Raw genomic sequence first — 23,046 nt, forward strand, 5'->3', positions numbered from 1 at the left:
GCCCGGGTCACCACGGCTTGCCGTCGTAGTCACCCGGGTTCTGCTCGTAGTAGCGGTCGCGGTCGGTGTCCTGCTGTTGCTGCTGCTGGCTCTGTTCGCCCTGCTGCTGCAGCTGGTCGAGCGGGTCGTCGGACTCGGCCTGCCCCTCGCCCTCGCCGGGCTCGTCTCCCCCGGCGCCGGGATCGCTGCCGTCGTCCCCTCCGGGCTGCTGCTCGTCGCCCTCGCCCCCCTGGGCCTGCTGCCCCTTCTCGTCGAGGCGCTGCTGGGCGTCGTCGAGCGGCTGGGAGGTGTCGGGCTGCCGGGGGTCCTCCGGCGGCTGGAAGCACCCCTCGGGAGCCTCGTCGACGGTCTTCGCCCCGAGTTCGTACAGCGCCTCGGCGTCGGCGTAGCGCAGTTCGAGCAGGGCGGCATCGCCCTGGGCCTCGATCGTGAGCACCAGGTTGACCCGGATGACGCACGAGATCGTGGCGTCGTCGGGGGCGAGGTCGAGTGCCGTGACGAACTCCTGACGCGCGACGTCGAGCACGCCGATCTGGGCGTAGGCGGTCCCCCGGTCGAAGTGGTGCACCCAGGGCTCGACCACGTTGGCGACGCCGAGGGGTTCGGACCAGGAGGCGCTGCGCTCGAACTCCCTGTCGCCGTACGACCACTGCGTCAGGGCGGCGAAGGCGGGCAGGCTGAGCAGCTTCAGGGCCACGAGCAGCACCACGAGCACGACCGGGGCCGACCAGAGCAGCAGCCGACGCCGGAGGCGTCTCCGGTACTGCTCGACGTCGGGCCCGGCCTCGGCCTCGTGGGCGCGGCGGATCTCGTCGACGGGCGGGGGGACGAGGGTGTCGGTCACGGGCGGACTCGCCTCTCGGGTCGTGAGGCGTCGGGTCCCGACGGCGCACCGCGCCCTCGACCGCGTCCGGCGCGGACGGGCCGTGGTGGACGGACCTCGCCCAGTGCCCTCGCCACGAGTGCGACGTCGAGGAGCAGCAGGACGAACAGGGGGATCGCGGCGATCCAGTAGAGGTCGATCAGGCTGTCGGCCCGTCCCTCGTCGGAGGCCACGGCGCCGTCGCGGACGTCCGCGACCGCAGCGTCGACGGATGTGTCGGCCGTGCGGTGCACGTACGGCACGCCGAGCTGATCGGCGATGCGCCGCAGGGCGTCCTCGTCGATCGTCGAGACGGCATCGGGATCGCCGGGCTGTGTGCGGTCCTGGATGTACTCCTTCGTCGAGTACTCGTCGCCGTAGCCGTCGAAGACGCGCATCTTGCCTCCCCGCTCGGTGCCGTAGCCGAAGACGGCACCGCCGTCGACGTCGCCGGCGGATGCCGCGAAGCTCTCGGGCTCGGTGCCGCTGGTCTGCTCGCCGTCGCCGAGGTAGTAGACGACGTTGGCCCGTTCGGGCGCACTCTGCCGGGCCTCGGACAGCCGCTCGGCCAGCAGGTCGTTCGCCTCGCTGACGGAACTGCCGCTCGAGTAGTAGGTGACCTCTTGGTTCATGGCGTCGGCCGCGGCGACCACGGCGGAGGCGTCGTCGGTCAGCGGCGTCCGCAGGACGGCGGTGCTGTCGAAGGACAGCAGCGAGAACCGGGCTCCCGCCAGCTGCGAGGTGACCTCGGCGATGTCGGCCCGCACCCCGTCGAGTCGACGCCGACCGTCGCCCCAGTCCTCCGCCGCGATGCTCGACGTCGTGTCGACCACGAAGAAGACGTTGAGCTGGGCGACCGACGCCTGCGCCGACCCGCCCGGCAGGCTCGGCCGCACGGCGACGACGAGGAGCAGGGCGACGATGACCAGACGTCGCACCCAGGTGAGAAGGGCCCGTCGTCGGCCCCGCTCGGCCACCACGCGCCAGCCCGTGAACCCGAGCAGGGCGACGGCGGCCACGGCGAGGAGCCACCAGGGCAGGACGGGCTGGAACACCAGCGCCCGGGCGATCACAGGCGCACCCGCCAGAGCAAGACGAGCCCGCCCATCGCGACGAGCAGGGCGGCGATCGCCAGGGCCTGCGGGTGGTCGGTCACCACGAGCCGTCGGGCACCGGTGAAGAGCCCCGCCTCGCGGGCGTCGATCTCGTCGACGATCTGCGGCACGGTCGTCGAGTCGTCGAGGGCGTAGTAGCCACCGTCGGTCGACTCGGCCGCGGTGCGCAGTTCGGCGGCGACCTGGTCGGCCACGGCGTCCGTGGCGTGGTCGGCGGGGTTCACCGCGTACACGCGGACGTCGCGCTCGGTCGCCAGGTCGGCAGCCTCGGTGAGCGTGAGCAGGGCCTTGCCGTTGACGTAGTTGTCGGTGGCGAGCACGACCGACTTGGGCCGCGTGCTGTCGTCGTCGCCGAACCCGAGGACGCACGACGCCAGACCGTCGCCGATCAGCGACGCACCGTCACCGAGGTCGGTGCCCGTCCAGTAGCGGGTCCCGTTCTCGCCCATGGTGTCGAACGAGTCGCGGTACTGCTCGAGTTGCGTGCGCACGAAGTCGTAGTCGTCGGTGAGCGGGAACGCCTGCACGGCCGAGCTGTCGAAGAGGTACAGCCCGACGCGTTCGCCGTCGAGCCCCTGCGAGAGGGTCGAGAAGGTGTCGACGATCTGGGAGTCGACCTCGGTCATCGAACCCGACACGTCGAGGCAGAGCATGATGTCGCGCTTGTACGACTGGGGCTCGACGACGTCGGTGCTCGAGACGCGGGCCGCGAGCAGGACGCTGATGCCGGTCAGCGCCACCATGGCGACGAGGACGACCGCGAGCGCGGCACGGTAGCGCCGGACGACGCGCTGGTACGCGGGCAGCGCGGTCAGCCGCTCGCCGTGCGCGACCGGGACGCCGAGGCGACGGAGGCGCGCTCTGTCGCGGCGCCTCCACCGCACGTAGAGCCATGCCGCGACCGCCACGACCGCCAGTGCGACCAACGGGACCCACCAGAAGATCAGCCCCATGACGACACCAGGTCCCTCGCGGTGGCGACGGCACGGGCCGGGTCGCCGGGCGCTTCGAGCCGGAAGGCCGGCGGGTAGTACTGCTCGACCGCACCGACGAGCCGGGGCAGGTTCGACTCGCGGAGGTCGGCGAGGGTCATCACGTGGGTGTCGACCCCGTTCGTCTCGTGCGCGAAGAACCGCAGGAGCAGGCTGAGCCGGGAGTGCACGCCACGGTCGTTCAGCCGCCCCGAGGAGGCGGCCGTCTCGACCTCGTCGATCAGGGCGAGGTACTTCTCCTTGGTGTCGGCGAGGGCGACCGGTCGGGAGGCCGCGCGGGCCGCCCGCTGGGCCGGAGGGAGGCGGCGGGCCGAGAAACGGATCACGAAGACGTACCAGGCGGCCACGAGTGCCAGCCCGACCAGGCCGAGCACCAGCCAGAGCACCCAGAGCGGGTACTGGTAGGGCCCGAAGAAGTCGTCAGCGCCCGACACGACGGTGCTTCTCTATCAGGGTGAACAGCCCGGGAACGACCTCGGCCTGGCTGCCGAGCCGTTGGCTGCTGATGCCGAGGGCCAGGAGCTCGCGCTCGGTGTCGCCGACGCGCCGCAGGGAGGAGTCGTCGAACTCTCGACGGAGCTGCGCGTTCTCGCGCAGGTACGCCGGCAGTCCGGCCATCTCGCGGACGTCGAAGACCTCGCCCGCCCGACCCGCGCGCGTCATCAGGTCGGCGTCGCCGATCGTCAGCCAGACGACCTCGTGCTGCGCGCGCAGACGCCGGAGCAACCGGGTGATGCGATCGTCGATCGCGACGTCGTCGGTGATCACGAGCAGCATGGAGCGCCGCCGGATGCCCCGCGCGACCCACTCGAGCACGGCCGCGAGGTCGCTCGTCGGGGCGTCGAGGTCGACGCGTCGGTCGACCTGCCGCAGGAGGGTCTCGAGGTGGGCTTCGGTCGCGCCCGCCGGGTGCGCGCGGGTACCCGACGAATCGCCCGCCACCAGTGACACGACGTCACCGTGCTTGGCGGCGATGTAGGCGAGGGCGCCGGCCGCCATCAGGGCGATGTCTTTCTTCGATTCGCCGCTCGTGGCCGTCGCGGCCATGTTGCGACCGGTGTCCATCACGAGGACGAGGTTCTGCCGGCGGCTCGCGATGTACCGCTTGACCAGGGGCTCGCCGTGACGGGCCGTGGCCTTCCAGTCGATGTCTTTCACCTCGTCGCCCGGGACGTAGGCCCGGAGGTCGTCGAAGTCGTGGCTGCGCCCGTGGTGCACCGAGGCGTAGCCGCCCTCGAGCAGGTCGATCGTGCGTCGGTGGGCGAACAGCCCCATCTTCGTCCTGACGCGCAGCAACAGGCTGGCCACCGGCGTCAGGGGGTCTGGACGGCGCCGAACACGGCGTCGATGATCGTCTCGGGCGCGACCTCGTCGGCCGTGGCCTCGTAGTTGAGGATCATGCGGTGTCGCAGCACGGAGTGGCGCAGGTGCTTGACGTCTTCGGGGATGACGTAGTCGCGCCCGTGCAGCAGGGCGAGGGCACGGGCCGCCTGCATGAAGGCGATGCTGGCCCGGGGGCTGGCCCCGAACTCGACGTAGTCGGCAAGGGTCGCCGGGATGTACTGCTGCGGGTGCCGCGTGACGTAGATGAGCTGCACGATGTAGTTGACGATCGACGCGTCGACGTAGACGCGCTTGGCCAGGTCTTGCAGGTAGACGACGTCGGCCAGGCCGACGCCCGTGGACGGTGCGGCGGCCTCGTCGTAGACGCCGCTCTCGATGCGCCGGATGATCTCGGCCTCCTCGGCGGGGGTCGGGTAGTCGAGGATCTCTTTCAACAGGAAGCGGTCGAGCTGCGCCTCGGGCAGTTGGTAGGTGCCCTCTTGCTCGATCGGGTTCTGGGTGGCCAGGACGAGGAAGGGCGACGGCAGTCGGTAGACCGTGCCCCCGATGGTCGTCTGTCGCTCTTGCATCGCCTCGAGCATGGCGCTCTGGGTCTTGGCGCTCGACCGGTTGATCTCGTCGAGCAGGACGAAGTTCGAGTGGACCGGCCCGAGCTGGGTGACGAAGGTCGATTTCTGGGCGTCGTAGATCTGGGTGCCCGTGATGTCGCTCGGCAGGAGGTCGGGCGTGCACTGGATGCGCCGGAAGCTCGCGTCGATCGACTGCGCGATGGTCTGTGCCGCGGTCGTCTTGGCCAACCCCGGGACGCTCTCGAGCAGGACGTGCCCGCCGGTGATCAGGGCGACGAGCAGGGTGTCGCGGAGTGCGGTCTGACCCACGACCTTGCGGCCGAACGCCTGCGACACCGCCCCGACGATCTGCCGAGCCCGCTCGAGCTCGGCGGGCGTCACGGGGGCCGGAGCCGGCGGCGGGGTCGGGCTGGCGGTGGCGGTGTCGGTCACGCGCCCCACTGTAAACCAGTCCCCCGACAGCTCCCGTGCCCCCGGGCACCGCGCCTCATCGCCGGAGCGCGCGCCTCGCCAGCCAGTTGCCCAGGAACTGGACGAGCTGCACCAGCACGATGATCAGCAGCACCGCGGCCCAGGTCACGACCGGGTCGAACTGCCGGTAGCCGTAGAGCAGGGCGAAGTTGCCGAGCCCGCCGCCGCCGATGTAGCCGGCCACCGCCGACATGTCGACCAGCGCGACGAAGATGAACGTGTAGCCGAGGACGAGCGGTCCGAGCGCCTCCGGCAGCAGCACCGTTCCGATGATGCGGGCCGGGCCGGCCCCCGCCGCCCGTGCGGCCTCGATGACGCCCGGCTGCACGGTGAGCAGGTTCTGTTCCACGATGCGCGAGATGGCGAACGACGCGGCGAGCGACAGGGTGAAGATGATGGCCGGGTTGCCGCTGCCCGACCCGATGACGAACCTCGCCAACGGCTGGGCCGCGGCCAGGAAGATGATGAACGGAATCGGTCGGAACACGTTGACGACCACGTTCAGCACGCCGTAGACGACGCGGTTCGCGAAGAGGGCTCCGCCCCGCGTCAGGTAGAGCGCCAAGCCGAGCAGGAGTCCGCCGATGCCGCCGAAGAGGAGGGTCAGGGCGACGATGTAGACGGTCTCGACGGCCGCCTGCCACAGCATCGGCTGCAGTTCGATCAGGGAGTCCATCAGCGTCCTTCCGTGGGTCGGACCGACGTCGTCGGCGAGGTGGGCAGTTCGGTCGCGTCGTCGCCCAGCTCGGCGACGGCCGCTCGGACGGCCGCGTCGTCGCCGGTCACGGCGAGGGTCAGGGTGCCGAACGTGCGTCCCTGGATGTCGTTCACGCCGCCGAAGACGATCTCGAACGACAGGCCGTGACGCGCGAGCAGCGCGAAGACGTCGCGCTGGTCGACGCCACCCTCGGCGATGCGCACCGACACCAGGACGCCGGGGTGGCGGGCCCGCAGCGCATCGAGTTCGTCACCGTGCGGCGTGCCCGCGATGACCGTCGAGACGAACCGTTTGGTCGACGCCTGCTTCGGGTCGGAGAACACCTCGAAGGTGGGGCCTGTCTCGACGACGCGGCCGGAGTCCATCACGGCCACCCGGTCGGCGATCGACTTGATGACGTCCATCTCGTGGGTGATCACGACGATGGTGATGCCGAGCTCGGCGTTGACGCGTTTGAGCAGGGCGAGCACCTCGCTGGTCGTCTCGGGGTCGAGGGCGCTCGTCGCCTCGTCGGCGAGCAGGATGCGGGGATTTGTCGCGAGCGCGCGGGCGATGCCGACGCGCTGCTTCTGACCACCCGAGAGCTGGTCCGGCCGCGCGTGGGCCTTGTCGCCGAGGCCGACGAAGTGCAGCAGGTCGCTGATCCGCCGCTGGTGCTCGTCCCTGGGTACCCCCGCCGCCTTGAGCGGGAACTCGACGTTGCCCCAGACCGTCTTCGACGAGAACAGGTTGAACTGCTGGAAGATCATGCCGATGCCGGCCCGGACCGAGCGCAGTTCGCGCTCACGGAGGCCGGTGATCTCGCGGCCGTCGACGCGGATGCTCCCGCTCGTCGTGGGCTCGAGGGCGTTGACGAGGCGGACGAGGGTGCTCTTCCCCGCGCCCGAGTAGCCGATGATGCCGAAGATCTCGCCCTCGGCGATCTCGAGGCTGACGCCGTCGACCGCGGTCAGCGGTGCGGCGCCCTTCTCACGGGGCGGGTACGTCTTGACGACGTCGGTCAGGGTGATGGCGGGCACGCGTTCTCCTCGGCACGGGCGGAGGCCCGGACCGCGAGCGGATGCTGCGCGCGGTCCGGGCCGGGGTGGCGACCTGGTGGGTCAGCCGTTCTGTTCGACGAGCTTCTCGGTCTCGGTCAGCGACTTCTCGAGGTCGCTCGCGGGGATCTTCGTGATGATCGCCGTGCCACCCGAGTTGTCGACGACGCCGTCGGTGACGGCCTTGGTGTCCTGGTAGATCTGGACGAGCTTCTGGTAGGTGGCGTCGTCCTTGTCTTCCGCCCGGGCGGCGAAGACGTTGGCGTAGGGCACCGACGAGGGGTCGTTGGGGTCGTCCTGGGCGATGACGTCGTCGGTCGACAGACCGGCCTTCGTCGCGAAGTCGTTGTTGATGATCGCACCGGCGTAGTCGGGCAGTGACGTGGCGGCGAGGTCGGCGCTCACCGTCGCGACCTTCACCTTCGACTTCGACTCGTCGACGTCGTTGACGCCCGAGAAGATCGTCCCGCCGTCCTTCAGCGAGACCAGGCCGTTCGACTGCAGGACGAGCAGGGCGCGGGCCAGGTTGCTCGAGTCGTCGGGGATCGCGATGGTGTCACCCTCCTGGAAGTCGCTCAGCTCGGTGTACTTCGACGAGTACAGGGGCAGGGGGTAGATCGCCGTCGAACCGATCGGCACGATGTCGTTGCCGGATGCCACGTCGTACTGCGCGAGGTAGACGATGTGCTGGAACTGGTTCAGGTCGATCTCGCCGTCGGCGAGGGCGGGGTTGGGCTGCTCGTAGTCCGAGTAGTCCACGAGGTCGACCGTGATGCCCTCGTCGGCCGCGGCCTGCACGAAGTCGGCCCAGTACGGGTCGCTCGCGCCCACGACGCCGATGCGGACGGTCTCGTCGTCGCCACCGCCACGGGTGACTCCGATCGCGATGCCGACGGCGGCGAGCACGACGACGACCGCGACGATGACGGCGATCAGACGACCGGGGCCCTTCTTGGGGGCGTCGATCAGGGGGGCGCTGCTGGTCATGGGTTCCTCTCGGGGCGCTGCGGGAGCACCGCTCGGGGGTGGGCCGGGGCCGTCACGGTGCGTCGTCCATGCTGGCGGACGCCCCGGGGCGCGTCACATCGGGGCGTCACACGACGACACACGGCCCCGTCGGCCCGGCCGCGGAAGCGACCACACGAAGGAGGCGCGGTGCGAGAGATCTCGCACCGCGCCTCCTGACGGGGGTCGCGTCGCCCCCGGGGTGGACCCGATCAGACGGTGACGACCTCGGGCGAGCCCAGCTCGCCGGGGGGCATCTCGGCGGCGAGACGGTTCGCCTCGTCGATGAGGGTCTGGACGATCTCGGACTCGGGAACGGTCTTGATGACCTCGCCCTTGACGAAGATCTGACCCTTGCCGTTGCCCGAGGCGACGCCGAGGTCGGCCTCTCGGGCCTCGCCAGGACCGTTGACGACACAACCCATGACGGCGACGCGCAGCGGGACGGTCATGCCCTCGAGCCCGTCGGTGACGTCGTTGGCCAGCTTGTAGACGTCGACCTGGGCGCGACCGCAGCTCGGGCAGCTGACGATCTCGAGCTTGCGCTCGCGCAGGTTGAGCGACTGCAGGATCTGCAGGCCGACCTTGACCTCTTGGGCGGGCGGGGCACTGAGGCTGACGCGGATGGTGTCGCCGATGCCCTCGCTCAGCAGGATGCCGAAGGCCGTGGCCGACTTGATCGTGCCCTGGAACTCGGGCCCGGCCTCGGTCACGCCGAGGTGCAGGGGCCAGTCGCCGCGTTCGGCGAGCTGGCGGTACGCCTTGACCATGACGATCGGGTCGTTGTGCTTGACCGAGATCTTGAAGTCGTGGAAGTCGTGCTCCTCGAAGAGCGAGGCCTCCCACACGGCGGACTCGACGAGCGCCTCGGGGGTGGCCTTGCCGTACTTCTGCAGGATGCTGGGCTCGAGCGAGCCGGCGTTGACGCCGATGCGGATCGAGACGCCGGCGGCCTTCGCCGCGGCGGCGATCTTGCCGACCTGGTCGTCGAACTTGCGGATGTTGCCGGGGTTGACCCGGACCGCCGCGCACCCGGCGTCGATCGCCTGGTAGACGTAGTTGGGCTGGAAGTGGATGTCGGCGATGACCGGGATCTGGCTCTTCTTCGCGATGATCGGAAGGGCCTCGGCGTCGTCACGGCTCGGCACGGCGACGCGCACGATGTCGCAGCCGCTGGCCGTGAGCTCGGCGATCTGCTGCAGGGTGGCGTTGATGTTGGGGGTCGGAGTCGTGGTCATCGACTGCACGCTGACGGGGGCGTCGCCACCCACGAGCACCTTGCCGACCTTGATCTGCCGCGTCTTGCGGCGCGGGGCGAGGACTTCGGGGACCTTCGGCATTCCGAGATTGACTGCTGGCACGAAGTCATCGTAAACCTCGGCGCTGGACGCCGAGTGACGGACGCGTGACCGGTGCGTCACGGGTCGCTCGCGACCGGACGTCAGCCGAAGATGTCGATCGGGTTCACGATGTCGGCGTAGGTGAGCAGGACGGTCATGCCGCCGAGCAGGATCACGATGGCGAAGGTCACGGGGATGGCCTTGGCCGTGTCGACCGGGCCCGGGTCGGGCCGGCGGAGGAGCTTGGCGAAGCCGCGGCGGATCGCCTCGATCAGGGCCCCGGCCACGTGACCGCCGTCGAGCGGCATCAGCGGCACCAGGTTGAACACGAAGAGGGCGACGTTGAGGCTCGCGAGCAGCCCGACGAGGGTGCTGATTCGGTCGACCACCGGGATCGTGTCGAGGCTGGCGATCTCGCCCGCCATGCGACCGACGCCGACGACGCTGACCGGTCCGTTCGGGTCGCGCTCGGCCCCGCCGAAGGCGGCCTGGGCCACCCCGACCAGTCGCTGCGGCAGGGTGACGATGACACCGACGACGTGCGAGATGTTGTCGCCGACCGCCGGCAGCACGGCCGTCACGGGCTCGCGCACCTTCTCGTAGGCGAACCCGATGCCGACGAAACCGACCTCCTGCGTCTGCGAGCTGCCGTCGGGGTTCGTCGCCACGGCCCCGCTCGACGTCGTCACGTAGCGCTCGGACAGGGCCGGAGTCACCTGGAGCGTGCGCTCCGTGCCGTCGCGGTCGACCACGACGTCGAGGGTGTCGCCGGGAGAACGCTGCAGGATGCCCGTGATCTGGTCGCCGTCGGTCACGGTCGTCCCGTCGATCGACACGATGCGGTCGCCGTTCAGCATGCCCGCGGCGTAGGCCGGGGCCTCGGGCGCGTCCGAGGGGCAGCTCGTCTCGGTGGAGCCGGCGGGCAGGACGCAGGTGCTGACGCTGCCGACCGTCGTGCTCGCCTGCTGGACGCCGAAGCCGCAGAGCAGCACCGCGAACAGGGCGATCGCGATGAGCAGGTTCATGAACGGGCCGCCGAGCATGATGATGACGCGCTTGTACACGGGCAGACGGTAGAAGGTGCGCGACTCGTCGCCCTCGTCGACGGTCTCGGCGCTGGCCGTACGGGCGTCCTGCACGAGGGTGTTGAAGAAGCCGGTGCTCGACTGGCGCGCGCCTCCCCCGGTCCTTCCCGGGGGGAACATGCCCGACATCGAGATGTAGCCGCCGAGCGGCAGGGCCTTGACGCCGTACTCGGTCTCGCCCTTCTTGCGCGAGAAGACGGTCGGCCCGAAGCCGATCATGTACTGGCCGACCTTCACGCCGAACTTCTTCGCCGGCACGAGGTGGCCCACCTCGTGCAGGGCGATCGACACGGCCAGCCCGACGACCATGACCAGGACGCCGAGCACGAAGAGGAGGATCGTCTGCACCGGGCAAGGGTAGCCGCCCGTGCCCGGACGTCCACCGCGCCGGGGCCATGACGACGCTGGGAGCCCCGAACTGGGGCGGCGGGCTCAGCGGGCCAGCAGCGCGTCCGCCTCGGCACGGGCCCAGCGTTCGGCCTCGAGCACGCCCTCGAGGCTGCTCTCGCCCGCGGTGTGCCGGTCGACGACGGCCTCGACCACGTCGAGGATGTCGAGGTACCCGACGCGTCCCGCGTGGAACGCCAGGACGGCCTGCTCGTTGGCCGCGTTGAAGACGGCCGGGTACGTCCCCCCCGCGCGCCCGACCTGCTTGGCGAGTCGCACGGCCGGGAAGGCCTGTTCGTCGAGGGGCTCGAACGTCCAGGTGGAGGCGCGGGTCCAGTCGAGCGGGACCCCCACGCCCGCGACGCGGTCCGGCCAGGCGAGCCCGAGCGAGATCGGGAGGCGCATGTCGGGAGGCGAGGCCTGGGCGATGGTCGAGCCGTCGACGAACTCGACCATCGAGTGGACGATCGACTGCGGGTGCACCGTGACGTCGATGTGGTCGTAGTCGACGTCGAAGAGCAGGTGCGCCTCGATCACCTCGAGCCCCTTGTTGACGAGGGTCGACGAGTTCGTCGTCACCACAAGGCCCATGTCCCAGGTGGGGTGCGCGAGCGCCTCGCGCGGGGTGACGTCGGCCAGCGATTCCCGTGTGCGACCGCGGAACGGCCCACCCGACGCCGTCAGGACGAGCCGACGCACCTCGCGGTCGGAGCCCGACCGCAGCGCCTGCGCGATCGCCGAGTGCTCGGAGTCGACCGGCACGATCTGGCCGGGGGCGGCGCGCTTCGTCACGAGGTCGCCTCCGACGATCAGGCTCTCCTTGTTGGCCAGGGCGAGCGACGCCCCCGAGTCGAGGGCGGCGAGGGTCGGCGCGAGGCCGACCGAGCCCGTGATGCCGTTCAGGACGACGTCGGCCCGGACGTCGCGGACGAGTTGCACCGACTCGTCGGTGCCGAGCGCCGTGTGCTCGACCCCGAACTCGGCGGCCTGCGCGGCCACGCCCTCACGGTCGGAACCGGCGGAGAGGCCGACGACCTCGAAGAGGTCGGGATGGGCCCGGACGACGTCGAGGGCCTGGACCCCGATCGAACCGGTGGAGCCGAGGATCGTGATGCGACGCATGGGATCAGCCTAGGGCGAGCGTCGTCGGGGCCGCCCACCGCCGCGAGGCGAGCCGTGGTCGGGCGGACCGGGGGCTAGGCGACGGAGAGGATGTCGATGACGAAGACGAGCGTGTCGGTGCCCCCGATGCCGGCCGACGGTTGACCGGCCTCGCCGTAGCCCTCGGCGGGCGGGATGATCACCACGACCTGCGAGCCGACCGTCTGACCGATCATGGCCTTGGCGAACCCGGGCACGACCTGGTCGGTCGAGAACGGTGTCGGCGTGCCCTTGCCCCAACTCTGGTCGAAGACCTCGCCGGTGGTCCAGTTCACGCCCTGGTACTGGACGGTGACGTTCGCGGGGTCGGGGACGACGGGGCCGTCGCCCTTCTTCAGGACCTCGATCTGCAGGTCGGACGGCGGTTCGGTGCCGGGCGGGATCGTCACGGTGGGCCGACCGTCGTCGGCGAGCTCGACCGTCGGGAAACCGTCCTTCGGGGGCTGGGCCTCACCCGTCGCCTTGGTCGGCACGATCGAGACGACGTCCGCGACGATGACCACGGGCGTGGGTGCGGCCGCCTGCTCCCCCGCGGTCGCGGTCGTCATGTCGGCCGCCGAGGCGACGGTCACCGTGCGACTGCCCGAGGGCACGCAGGCGATGGCGTCGACGATGCCCGGCACGTAGTAGTCGGTGCTCACCGTGAGCTGCGTGGGCTGCTGACCCTCGTCGAAACCGGCCGAGGTGACCTCGGCCCCGGTGGTCGCGTCGTAGACCGCGATGCGGACGTTGGCCACCGCGCCCTGCCCGGCGACCTCGCCGCTGCCCTCGACCAGGGTGGTGCGCTGGGTCGACGAGACCTCGAGCGGGGTGTCGAAGACGACCTCGGGCTTGCTCTCGACCTCGCCCGTGACGTCGACGCCGTCGGACAGCGCCCCCGACGTCGGCGCCTTGCAGTCGCCCGCCGCGCCGCTCGCCGTCGTCGACGGTGAGGTGGAACCCCCCGTGCAGCCGCTCAGCACGAGGACGACGAGCGGAACGGCCGCCACGGCGGCGAACCGTCCTCGGCGGACACGGGCGGACGGACGAGGAGGCGCGGTGCGGATCATCGGGGAATCGTGTCGGGGGTCGGCGGCGACGGTCGACTAGGAGACGGCGAGGATGTCGATGACGAAGACGAGCGTGTCGGTGCCCGAGATGCCGGCCTGCGGGGCGCCGGCCTCGCCGTAACCGTCGGCCGGCGGGATGACGACGACGGTCTGCGATCCGACGGTCTGCCCGACCATGCCGTCCGCGAAGCCGGTGATGACCTGGTCGGTCGAGAAGGTGGCCGGTGCACCGCGCGACCAGCTCTCGTCGAAGATCTCGCCCGTGTTCCAGATGACGCCCTGGTACTGGACGGTGACGGTGTCACCGGCCTGGACCGTGGCTCCGTCGCCCTTGATCAGGGTCTCGACACCGAGTTCGGTCGGAGCGTCCGCGTCGGGGACGGTCACCGTCGGGCGGCCGTCGGCGTCGAGCTCGACCGTCGGGAACCCGTCCTGCGGGGCCTGGGGCTCGCCGGAGGCGCGCAGCGGGACGTCGGAGGTCGCCTGCGACGAGCTGCTCGGCGTCGCCGCATCGGAGGACCCGCCGGCGTCACCGGCACAGGCCGCGAGCGACAGGAGGAGGGCGGGGACGGCCAGGAGGGCGAGGGAACGGCGCATGGGGATCTCTCGGTCGGGGTGACGGGGGTCGTGCCGTGGGGCTCGGCGCGGCGGAGGTGCCGTGCCATTCTGCCTCACGCCGGGTCGGCTTCTCTGGACACCGCCACGACGGTGGGCTCGTGACCGACCGGGAAGGCGACTGACGCGGCGATGAAGCACTTGCGGCTCGCCTCGGCGTGCAGCTCGAGGGCGCGCACGACCATGTCGTCGTCGGCGACGGTCACCCGGGGCCGCAGGGTCACCGAGGTGAAGCGACCACCGCCGTCGTGCGTCTGGGTCATCCGTCCCACGGCGGCGTCCTCGTACGCGACCACGACCACCCCGGCGGCCGCGGCGACGTGCAGGTAGCTGAGCAGGTGGCACTGCGCCAGTGCGGCGAGCAGCAGCTCCTCGGGGTTCCAGCGGTCCGCGTCACCGTGGAATGTGCGGTCGGCCGACGCCAGGACGTCGTGCTGCTTGCCGGTGGCGACGATCGTGGCGTCGCGGCCGTACGAACGGTACGAGGTCGTGCCCTCGCCCCGGTCGCCCGTCCAACGGACGTCGACGGCGTAGTCGTGGTCGAGCATGCTGCCTCCCTCTCGGGCCCCTCGTCGGTGCGACGTGGTCGCGTGGCGGGCCTCGGTACACTCCCCATCATGACCGACCCCCGCCCCGCCGCGCCCTCCCGTCACCCCCTGACCGCCTCGGCCAGCGTCGAGCTGGCCGTGCTCGAGCGCTCGGGTTGGGACGAAAGCCGTCACCTCGGAGCCGGTGTCGTCGTGGACGCCGACGGACGCGAACTGCGTCGGATCGGGGACGCCGACGCGACCATCTACCCGCGCTCGTGCCTCAAGCCGCTGCAAGCGCTCACGGTGCTGCGGTCGGGGGTCTCCCTCGACGGTCCCCAGGCCGTGCTGGCCACGGCGAGCCACGCGGGCACGCCCGCCCACCTCGAGGTGGTCGAGGCGTTGCTCGGCCGGTCGGGCAGCACCGAGGACGACCTCCTCTGCCCGCCGGACTGGCCCGGTGACCGGGCCAGCGCCCGCGAGGCCACCGCGCCGCGCCGGCTCGCGATGAACTGTTCGGGCAAGCACGCCGCGTTCCTCCTTGCCTGTGCCGAGAACGACTGGGACCCGTCCCGCTACGTCGCCACCGACCACCCCCTGCAGGCCGCGGTGCGCGAGACGGTCGCCGAGTTCACCGGCGAGGCCGCTGACCACTCCGGCGTCGACGGCTGCGGTGCCCCGGTGATCGCGACCACCGTGGTCGGCCTGGCCCGGGCGATCGCGCGCATCACCGGATCGGTCGGCGCGACCGGGTCGGGACGCGACGGCCACGCCGCGCATCTCGTCGAGGCCGTCCTGGGCGACGCCTGGGCGATCGACGGTCCCGGTCGAGCCAACACGGTGACGATCGACGAGCTGGGCGTGCTGGCCAAGCTCGGCGCCGAGGGCGTCATGGTGATGGGCACGACCGACGGCGTCGCGGTGGCCGTGAAGGTGCTCGACGGGAACGTGAGGGCCGGCACCCTGGTCGCGCTGCGCCTCCTGGTCGACGAGGGGGCCGTCGACGCCGCCGCCGCCGCTCGCGTCGTCGAGCGCACGCTCGAGAAGGTCACCGGCGGTGACGGCCTGGTGGGCCGCATCCGCCTGGGCAGCGGGGTCGACCGCTAGGCGCACCGCGCGACGTCGTCGAGCACCGACACGAAGGCGACCCGCAGGCTCTGTCGGCACGGCCGGCCGTCCTTGAGGGTGACCGTGGCCCCTCCGTCCTGACCGATCACGACGACGGTGTCGACCGGGGGTGGCTCGGCCTCGGGCCGGGCCCCGCCCGAGGTCGGCGCCCGGACCACCACGCAGTCGATCGCCGCGGCCGCGTCGACCGACGATGCCCCTGCGGCCCGGAGCTGACGGCGGAGGCCCGACGCCACGGCCTCGGCCACCACGGGTGGACCGACGACCCTGACGACCGACGAGAGGGGCAGGCACAGCGGAGCCTCGTCGAGGGTGGCCGCCTCGGCCCGGAGGCGTGCCAGACGTTCGGCGACCGGGTCGCCCGGCTCGAGGTCGTCCTCGGGACGCCCCTCGAGGACGAGCCCGCTGGAGGCGCGACCCACCCCGAGCACCAGCACCCGGGTCGGACGACGTGCGACGTCGCACTCGTCGAGCCGATCGGCCGTCGGGTACCAGTCGGCCAGCTCACGCGACCGCACCGCCCGGAGGCGCGCGACGACCTCGTCGACGTCGTCGAGGGCGGCCAGGAACCTCGACCGTTCGCGCCGTGCCGTGAGCGTCGCCCCGACGACACGGTCGACGGCCCAGCCGACGAGGACCGCGAGAGCCGTCGCGAGCGAGAGCCCGAGGACGGCAGGCGGCGCGGTCCACGGGACGAGAGCACCGCACGCGGACACGACGGCACCCATCGACATCGCCGCCACGGGCGTCGCCGTCGGGCGGGGTCTGGCCGGCCCGGACGGCAGCCGGACGCGGGACGGCAGGACCGGTGACGCCGCGGTGGTCGAGGAGTTCATGACTCCAGTGGAGCGGAGCACCGGCCGCGGCGGGTACCGGGTGGTCGGGTCGGGGGAAGGACCGACCACCCTGCCGCGTGGGGAGGAGCCGTGGGTCAGACCACGACGAAGAACTGCTCGCCGATCTCGACCCGGGTGCCACGCGTCACGCGGACGCGGACTCCGGGATCGGCACGGCGGGGCGGGAGGTCACGAGGACGGACGACCGTCCCGTTGCCGGACCACCGGTCGCTGACCCAGAGGGCTCCGGCCTCCTGACCGAACTCCAGATGCGTCTTCGACACGGACTTGCCGGGATCGACGATGCGGACGAGCTGGTCGAAGCGCTCCCCCGGCTGGGGCGTCGGTGCACGGCCGACGAGGCCGGTCCCGTCGACCGTGATGCTCTCACCGGTGCTGAACTGCAGCACGTACTCGGTCCCGAGTACACCACGACGGACGATCCGGGTCTCGTCGACGTCGGCGTCGTCGGGCAGGTCGACGGGCGCCCGACGCGGGCGCCAGGACGGAGCCGACGACGACGTGGGAGCAGGGGGGACGCCGGCGACGCTCGGCGTCGCAGTCGCCGCCGGTCGTTCGGCGCGGAAGCCCGGGACGTGGTCGATCGGTTCGGGTGCCAGGCGTGGCGTGGCGTCCTGCCGGTCGTCGGCCTCGTCTCGGACGGGTACGTCGTCGCCCGAGCTCGGGCCGTTCGAAGAGGTCCCGGCGTCGTCGGAGCCCGATCCGGCGCCCTCACGGTCCTGTGTGGCGGGACGACGGCGGAGGACGGACTCGTCGTCGGGTCGCCACTCGGGCGGGAGCGGGACGACCGGGCCCGTGAACGACAAGGCGACCGACTGCACGACCGCACCGCATTCGCCGCAGAAGATGTCGTCCTCGTCGATGGGTGCGCCACAGTGCGTGCACCGTTCGGGGACGACGGCGGAGCCCGGTTCGACGAGCGGTACGGGCTCCACGAGCGGTGCGGGCTCGACGAGCGGTACGGGCTCAGGGCGGTCGGACTCGGGGAGAGCGGGCCGGGACCCGCTCGGGACGGGCGGGCGGAGGTCACGGCCGAGGGCGGCCACCGGGGCGGTGTCGCCGTCCCGCGGCCCGTCGGCCGTCGGCCGCACGAGAGGCGGCGGGCCCGCAGGAGGTGCGACCCGGTCGCCGGGGGCGACCTCGGAGGCGGAGTCGGACGAGGGAGCGGACTCGTCCGGCATCACCGTCGCCTCGGGGTCGGTCGCGCCCTCGGTGTGGTCGTTCTCGACCGGCCGGGTTCCGTCAGGGGCGGTGGACGTCTCGACCTCGCCTGACCGGACCTCGCCGTCGTCGTCTCGACGTCCGTGGGGCGCCTCGGCGGAGGGGGGTTCGACGGCGGCCACCACGTCGGGAGAGGAATCGTCCGATGGGAGAGGCGTCAACGACGCCGTCCAGAGCGGGGCGGACGAGGGGCGGGGCCCGTTGTCGGGGTGCTCGGAGGGCACTCGGAGCGGTGTCGGCGATCCGACCGTCTCGGGTGGCGGCGTCGCGAGGGCCCCGACCGGGCCGTCGAGGACGGCGGGGATGCCGGAGACGGTGGGGTTGCCGGGGTCAGGGGTCCTCGGGGACTCGGCCCGCGCCTCCTCGGAGGCCGTCGGGCGGTCGTCCTCGCCCGTGGACACGACGGTTCGATCGTCGACCGGCCACACCGGGGGCTCGGGAGCCGACGCGGGCACTTCGGACCGCGCGTGATCGACACGGGTCGGCTCGACCTCGACCTCGGGCACGCCGGTGTCGGCCTGACGGTCGCGCACCCACCACGGGGGTTGCGCATCGCTGCGGCGGGGGTGCGAGGTCGCACGCGGAGGAGCCTCGGGCAGGTCGGGTGCACTGGTGGCGTCGACGTGCTCGGCGGCGGCGTCCGCCCGACGGCGGGCGGCCGCGAGGTCTGCGCTCGAGACCGCCCGACCGCACTCGCCGCAGAACATCGCGCCGACGGGCAGGGGGCTGGCACAGGTGGGGCAGTACATCAGTCGTTCCTCTGTCGCTCGGGAGGGGTGCGCCCATGGTAACCACGCAAAGATCGGAGCGAGACCGCCGCGGCGAACCGCTGCCGCCTCGTGAGCCCGACGCCGAGGGCGTGTCTCATCTCGGCGACGGCCGTCCAGACGCGGTCGGCGTCGGACTCCGCGGGCGGGTTCGGCGAGAACACCGCACGGTCCGCCACCCGGGCGAGCACGGCGGGACGCGAGCCACCGACGACGGCGGCGACCTCGCTCCGGGTCGCCGCGGGCGGGGTGCGGATGCCGTGGTCGACCACGGCGTCCTGGAACTCGTGCCAGCCGCCGCTGATGCGGTCGGAGGGACTCGTCGCCGTTCGGCGGCGACGACGCCGCTGCGCCTTGAGGACCACGACCGTCACGAACGGGGCCGCGAGCAGACCGGCGACGAGGGCGCTCCAGCCGACGACCCGCACGACCGCCAGGACGATGGCCAACCAGGCCGGAGGGGTCTCGGGATCGTCCTGCTCGGACTGCGGCGGCGTCTGGTCGTCCCGCATCTGAGGATCCTGGGGTGGGGGCTGGACGACGGACTCGGGCCGGGAGATCTGCGTCGGGTCCTGTACCTGGTCCTCGGGGATGGGACGTTCGGCCGGGTTCGGGTCGAGCGCCACCCAGCCGTACTGGGCGGTGTCGACCTCGATCCAGGCGGTCACGCTCGACCCCGTGACGTCGACGGGGCCCCCGTCCGTCTCGGGGGCGAATCCCATGACGACCCTCGCGGGGAACCCCAGCCGGTCGGCCATGAGCGCGGCGGCCGTCGCGTACTGCTCGGCGTCGCCGATCATGACGGGGTCGGTGAAGAGCTGGGCGATGCGGTCCGCACCGTGCCCGGATCGGCTGACGGGTTCGTCGGCGGTGACGCCGTGGCTCACGTAGCCGTCCTCGCGCAGGGCGCTCAGCGCCGCCCGGAGGCGCGCCCCGGGGCCCTGGACCCCGGCGACGTCCTCCTCGAGCGAGGAGGTGAGCTCGTCGGGCACGTCCCGCGGCGTCGGCACGGTGGCGGTCCCCGGTGTGAGCGCGTCGAGCTCGTCGTCGCCGGGCTGGCGGGGCTCGACCGCGTCCAGTCGGTACGAATCGCCCTGTCGCAGTCCGCCGAGGACGGCCGCCGTACCCGTGAGGTCGTTGTAGAAGAACGCGTCCCGCCGGGCTTCCGCCGTGGGTCCGCCGAACGAGACGGACTCGAGTCGGCCGACGGTGGGGAGCCAGAGGTCGTCGTAGGCACCGATCGTGACGTCCACCGCGGTCGCCTGCCCGTCGACGCGGGATTGGTCGACGTCGGACGGCACGCGGGTGAAGAACCCGGAGGCGCTGTCGACCTCGCCGCTGCCGACGCTGTAGACGACACCGTCGTAGGTGTCGAGCGTCGCCACCCGCAGTCGCTGACCGTCGCGGAGGCCCGCGACCGTGAGGAGCGCCTGGTCGACGGTGGGCTCCTGTTCGTACGCCCGGAAGCCGCTGAGCGGGCTGACGTGGTCCCGCGGATCGAACGGTTGCTCGACCACCGTGCGGGCCACGGTCCGCGAGGTGACCGGCGGGATCGCGGCGACGGCGACCGTGCCGGCCGTCCCCGCGACGGCCAGCGTGGCGAACGCACCGACGACGGCCCGGACGGCCACCGGGCGGTGCCCGGCAGACGTCGTGACAGCACGGGTGGTGAGGGCCCCGAGCGCGATGCGACGTCGACGGAGGCGCCACCAGACGACCCAGACGACCACCGTCACCAACACGGCGAGACCGGTGACGCGGGGCCACCAGGCCTCGCCCGGACCGAGCACGATCGCCGCGATCCAGACGACGACGGGAACGACGACGGCGAGTTCTCCGCGTCGGCTGCGGAGCGCGACGGACAGGCCGACGACCGTGCCGACGAGGACCAGCGCGAAGACCGGCACCAGCAGGGCCTCGTAGCTGCCCACCGGCAAGGCGATGGTGACGAGCTGCTTCCAGCCGAGAGCGGTCGCCGAGACCAACGTCAGGAGGCCCCGACCCGTGGGCAGCACGCCGCCGAAGGCTTGCGACGGCACGGCGAGCGGCACCCCGAGCAACAGGTACGCCACGATCGTCGCCGCGAACACCCACACGCTCGACAGCCGGAGGGCGGCGGTGCCCAGCGCGATGACCACGCCGACGGCGAAGGCGACGACGACGAGCACGACGAAGGCGGCGCTCTCGTACACCGGCCAGAAGGTCACGGTGGCGGCGCCGAGCGAGGCCGCGAACAACGCGACGACCCAGGCGACGAACGGGGCTCGCAGTCGTGACGGCCGCGCGCGGGACCGTGCGCGCGGAGCAGGCGCCGCGGGCCCCGCGGGCGTCCGGACCCCGTCGACGACGCTCATGCGCTCGCCGTTCGGGCGAGCGACTTCTGCAGGTCCTCGAGGAACCCGATGGTCAGCACGGTGAGATCGGCGATGCGCCTCATGCCGGGGACCGTCTCGGGGTCGCACACGATCGCCACCGCCTCCACCCCCAGGGGGAACTGCAGGGCTGCGGCGCGCATCTCGGTGACCGTCGTCGTGGACCCGACGACGAGGAACGCCACCGAGATCCCCACGACCTGATCACCCGCCACCCGCGCGACGTCGGTGATGGCCAGCGCCGACTCCGCCGACGTGACGACCGCGAGTTCGTCGAGCAGGCGGTTCCGGGTCAGCGTGCTCAGGGAGCGGATCTCGAGGTTCTTCCGCTTGGCGAACTCGGGGGTGGTCTCGCCGACGACGACGCTGACCTCACGCGCGTCACGGATGGCGCGAGCACCGAGAGAACCCGCGACGCTGACGGCCAGTTCGAACTCGTCGTCGTTGGCGAAGTCACCGGCCGCGAGGCTCAGGGCGATGACCAGGTGGCTGCGCCTGCTCTCCTCGAACTGCCGCACCATGTAGGTGCCCGTCTTGGCGGTCGACTTCCAGTGGATGTTCCGTCGTTCGTCGCCCGGCTGGTACTCGCGCAGGGCGTGGAACGAGATGTCGCTGGGCGAGAGGTCACGCGTCGGATTGCCCTCGAGGTCACGGATGAGACCCGTGCTCGTGCTCGGGATGCCGATGGTGCGGGGGTGCACGAACACCTCGGTGACGCCGGTCCATTCGATCTCGCGTCGGGCGAGGCCGACCGGGTCGCCTCGCACGGTGCTGACCGGACCCACGGCCACGACGCCGCGTCGGGTGGTGGGCAGGTCGAACGACTCGGCGACCTCGTCTCCCGAGCGGAGGCTCGGCAGGCCGATCTCGGCGAGCCCCGGTCCGACGGGGACCTCGACGGACACTCCGAGGATGCGGCGGGCGCTCGCGTTGCGCACCCGCACGGTGCCGGCCGCCGGGGCGCCGACGGCCACGCGCTCGTGCGGGATCTCGAGCGTGATGCGGACGGTGTTCCGTCCGACGAGAGCGAGCCCTGCGACGAGCAGCAGGACGATCGCGGCGAACCCGACCACCACCAACTCGGTCCAGCCGAGCAGGTAGCCGACGAGCAGCCCGACCGGTGCGGCGACGAGCATCGACCACCCGAAGGGCGTGACCACCGAGGAGGCGCTGGTGAACGCCCGGCGGACGGAACGGCGAGCCCCACGCGTCGTCCTGACCAGCAGGACGAGCAGGTCCGCTCCGATGCCGGTACGGTCGCCGACGATCCGGGTCCGGGCGTTCGTCAGTCCTTGCGTTCCCGTCGAGAACGCGGAATCGAATCGCTGGTCGGCGCCGCGGGTGCCGCCCCGCGGTCGTGTCCGACCGGCGCGGGACCCGTCCACGGTCGACCCCGGCACGGGCCGGGCGGCCCGGTCGGTGCCTCGGGGACGCTCGCTCACACGGCTACCCGCTCGGCGGGTGGCGCCGTCTCGATGAGCAGCTGGCTCACGACGCTGGACGGCGTGACCCCGTCGAACTCCGCTTCGGGGTCGAGCACGAGACGGTGGGCGAGCACGGGCTCGGCGAGCGACTTGACGTCGTCCGGGATCACGTAGTGACGACCGAGGGACGCCGCGTAGGTCTTGGCCGAACGGACGAGGGCCAGCGCACCGCGGACGCTCACACCGAGACGGACCTCCTGGGCCGTGCGCGTCCCGTCGACGAGCCGGGCGACGTAGTCACTGATGGTGGGCTCGACGTGCACGGTGCGGGCGAGTTGCGCCATCTCGGTGATGACCCCGGCCTGGACGATCGGGTTGAGGCTGCCCTCGTGGACCCTCGTTGCGGAGCCCTCGAGGATGCGGACGGTCGCCGCGTGGTCGGGGTAGCCGATCGAGGTCTTCATGATGAACCGGTCGAGCTGGGCCTCGGGAAGACGGTAGGTGCCGGCCTGCTCGACCGGGTTCTGGGTGGCGATCACCATGAACGGCGAACCCACGGGGTGGCTGACGCCGTCCACCGTCACGCGGCTCTCCTCCATCACCTCGAGGAGGGCGGACTGCGTCTTGGGGCTGGCGCGGTTGATCTCGTCGGCGAGGACGATGTTGGAGAAGATCGGCCCGCGGTGGAACTCGAACCCACCGGCCTTCTGGTCGTAGATGCTGACGCCGGTGATGTCACCGGGCAGGAGGTCGGGGGTGAACTGCACACGGTTGCTCGAGCCCTGGACGCTCTGGGCGATCGCGCGGGCGAGCGAGGTCTTGCCCGTGCCCGGGAAGTCCTCGAGCAGCAGGTGCCCCTCGCTCAGCAGAGCCGTGAACGACAGCCGCACGACGAAGGTCTTGCCCAGCAGCACCTGGTCGACGTTGGCCACCAGTCGCCCGAAGATGTCGGAGAACCAGGTCGCCTGCTCGGGGGTCATGCTCATGTGTCTTCGTTCCT

At 71.8% G+C, this 23,046-nt stretch carries 21 protein-coding genes; 1 reads left to right on the top strand and 20 read right to left on the bottom strand.

All coding sequences use genetic code 11. From position 1 onward, the window contains the following. Positions 1-7: 7 nt before the first annotated feature. The 15 genes from ARTHRO9V_RS01990 to ARTHRO9V_RS02060 all read right to left on the bottom strand — a co-directional run bounded on the left by ARTHRO9V_RS01990 (position 8) and on the right by ARTHRO9V_RS02060 (position 14,298). The gene (locus ARTHRO9V_RS01990) at positions 8-844 is read right to left on the bottom strand and encodes a hypothetical protein (protein WP_056045829.1); all 837 of its coding nucleotides are present in this window, start codon (positions 842-844) and stop codon (positions 8-10) included. Continuing rightward, complete coding sequence (locus tag ARTHRO9V_RS01995) at positions 841-1,935, bottom strand: VWA domain-containing protein (RefSeq protein ID WP_056045832.1); 1,095 nt, start codon at positions 1,933-1,935, stop codon at positions 841-843. The genes ARTHRO9V_RS01990 and ARTHRO9V_RS01995 overlap by 4 nt, the downstream gene beginning before the upstream one ends. After that, entirely contained in the window at positions 1,932-2,930 is a 999-nt protein-coding gene (locus tag ARTHRO9V_RS02000; RefSeq protein ID WP_056045834.1) for a VWA domain-containing protein, read from the bottom strand. Before ARTHRO9V_RS02000 ends, ARTHRO9V_RS01995 begins: the two co-directional genes overlap by 4 nt. Next, entirely contained in the window at positions 2,921-3,403 is a 483-nt protein-coding gene (locus ARTHRO9V_RS02005; RefSeq protein WP_056045838.1) for a hypothetical protein, read from the bottom strand. Before ARTHRO9V_RS02005 ends, ARTHRO9V_RS02000 begins: the two co-directional genes overlap by 10 nt. Further along, positions 3,390-4,277: a DUF58 domain-containing protein gene (locus ARTHRO9V_RS02010; protein ID WP_056045840.1), complete on the bottom strand. Its 888-nt coding sequence runs from the start codon at positions 4,275-4,277 to the stop codon at positions 3,390-3,392. Before ARTHRO9V_RS02010 ends, ARTHRO9V_RS02005 begins: the two co-directional genes overlap by 14 nt. Before the next feature lie 5 nt (positions 4,278-4,282). Then, positions 4,283-5,314, bottom strand: a complete 1,032-nt coding sequence (locus ARTHRO9V_RS02015; protein ID WP_082460258.1) for a MoxR family ATPase — start codon at positions 5,312-5,314, stop codon at positions 4,283-4,285. 55 nt (positions 5,315-5,369) lie between these two features. Continuing rightward, on the bottom strand, positions 5,370-6,029 hold the full coding sequence (locus ARTHRO9V_RS02020) for a methionine ABC transporter permease (protein WP_056045843.1): 660 nt from the start codon (positions 6,027-6,029) through the stop codon (positions 5,370-5,372). Continuing rightward, a complete protein-coding gene (locus ARTHRO9V_RS02025; protein WP_056045846.1) occupies positions 6,029-7,090 on the bottom strand; it encodes a methionine ABC transporter ATP-binding protein in 1,062 nt (353 codons plus the stop codon). The genes ARTHRO9V_RS02020 and ARTHRO9V_RS02025 overlap by 1 nt, the downstream gene beginning before the upstream one ends. A gap of 81 nt (positions 7,091-7,171) precedes the next feature. Beyond that, positions 7,172-8,095 (bottom strand): MetQ/NlpA family ABC transporter substrate-binding protein, encoded by a 924-nt coding sequence (locus tag ARTHRO9V_RS02030; RefSeq protein ID WP_056045848.1) that lies wholly within the window; start codon positions 8,093-8,095, stop codon positions 7,172-7,174. A 230-nt stretch (positions 8,096-8,325) separates the two neighbouring features. After that, positions 8,326-9,474, bottom strand: a complete 1,149-nt coding sequence (ispG, locus tag ARTHRO9V_RS02035; protein WP_171007237.1) for a flavodoxin-dependent (E)-4-hydroxy-3-methylbut-2-enyl-diphosphate synthase — start codon at positions 9,472-9,474, stop codon at positions 8,326-8,328. An 80-nt stretch (positions 9,475-9,554) separates the two neighbouring features. Beyond that, a complete protein-coding gene (locus ARTHRO9V_RS02040) occupies positions 9,555-10,886 on the bottom strand; it encodes an RIP metalloprotease (RefSeq protein WP_199736192.1) in 1,332 nt (443 codons plus the stop codon). An 84-nt stretch (positions 10,887-10,970) separates the two neighbouring features. After that, positions 10,971-12,047 (bottom strand): 1-deoxy-D-xylulose-5-phosphate reductoisomerase, encoded by a 1,077-nt coding sequence (gene dxr / locus ARTHRO9V_RS02045; protein WP_123570223.1) that lies wholly within the window; start codon positions 12,045-12,047, stop codon positions 10,971-10,973. Positions 12,048-12,121: 74 nt separating this feature from the next. Then, on the bottom strand, positions 12,122-13,135 hold the full coding sequence (locus ARTHRO9V_RS02050; protein WP_123570224.1) for an FKBP-type peptidyl-prolyl cis-trans isomerase: 1,014 nt from the start codon (positions 13,133-13,135) through the stop codon (positions 12,122-12,124). 36 nt (positions 13,136-13,171) lie between these two features. Beyond that, positions 13,172-13,732 (bottom strand): FKBP-type peptidyl-prolyl cis-trans isomerase, encoded by a 561-nt coding sequence (locus ARTHRO9V_RS02055; protein ID WP_056045854.1) that lies wholly within the window; start codon positions 13,730-13,732, stop codon positions 13,172-13,174. 74 nt (positions 13,733-13,806) lie between these two features. Beyond that, positions 13,807-14,298, bottom strand: a complete 492-nt coding sequence (locus ARTHRO9V_RS02060) for an OsmC family protein (RefSeq protein ID WP_159825229.1) — start codon at positions 14,296-14,298, stop codon at positions 13,807-13,809. Positions 14,299-14,367: 69 nt separating this feature from the next. Between ARTHRO9V_RS02060 and ARTHRO9V_RS02065 the strand changes: the two genes are divergently transcribed. After that, on the top strand, positions 14,368-15,384 hold the full coding sequence (locus ARTHRO9V_RS02065) for an asparaginase (RefSeq protein WP_056047589.1): 1,017 nt from the start codon (positions 14,368-14,370) through the stop codon (positions 15,382-15,384). Here the strand turns inward: ARTHRO9V_RS02065 and ARTHRO9V_RS02070 are convergent. From ARTHRO9V_RS02070 to ARTHRO9V_RS02090, 5 genes are all read right to left on the bottom strand, one after another. Further along, positions 15,381-16,241, bottom strand: a complete 861-nt coding sequence (locus ARTHRO9V_RS02070; RefSeq protein ID WP_159825230.1) for a hypothetical protein — start codon at positions 16,239-16,241, stop codon at positions 15,381-15,383. The genes ARTHRO9V_RS02065 and ARTHRO9V_RS02070 overlap by 4 nt on opposite strands. 95 nt (positions 16,242-16,336) lie before the next feature. Beyond that, entirely contained in the window at positions 16,337-18,232 is a 1,896-nt protein-coding gene (locus ARTHRO9V_RS02075) for a zinc-ribbon domain-containing protein (protein ID WP_159825232.1), read from the bottom strand. Further along, positions 18,232-20,604 carry a transglutaminase domain-containing protein gene (locus ARTHRO9V_RS02080; RefSeq protein ID WP_159825234.1) on the bottom strand — a complete coding sequence of 791 codons (2,373 nt, stop codon included), beginning with the start codon at positions 20,602-20,604 and terminating at the stop codon, positions 18,232-18,234. The genes ARTHRO9V_RS02075 and ARTHRO9V_RS02080 overlap by 1 nt, the downstream gene beginning before the upstream one ends. After that, entirely contained in the window at positions 20,601-22,064 is a 1,464-nt protein-coding gene (locus ARTHRO9V_RS02085; RefSeq protein ID WP_233568338.1) for a DUF58 domain-containing protein, read from the bottom strand. Before ARTHRO9V_RS02085 ends, ARTHRO9V_RS02080 begins: the two co-directional genes overlap by 4 nt. Continuing rightward, positions 22,061-23,032: a MoxR family ATPase gene (locus ARTHRO9V_RS02090; RefSeq protein WP_056045870.1), complete on the bottom strand. Its 972-nt coding sequence runs from the start codon at positions 23,030-23,032 to the stop codon at positions 22,061-22,063. Before ARTHRO9V_RS02090 ends, ARTHRO9V_RS02085 begins: the two co-directional genes overlap by 4 nt. Between the last annotated feature and the right edge of the window lie 14 nt (positions 23,033-23,046).

It is taken from the genome of Frigoribacterium sp. 9N, assembly GCF_902506305.1.
In the GTDB taxonomy this organism is placed as follows: Bacteria; Actinomycetota; Actinomycetes; order Actinomycetales; family Microbacteriaceae; genus Frigoribacterium.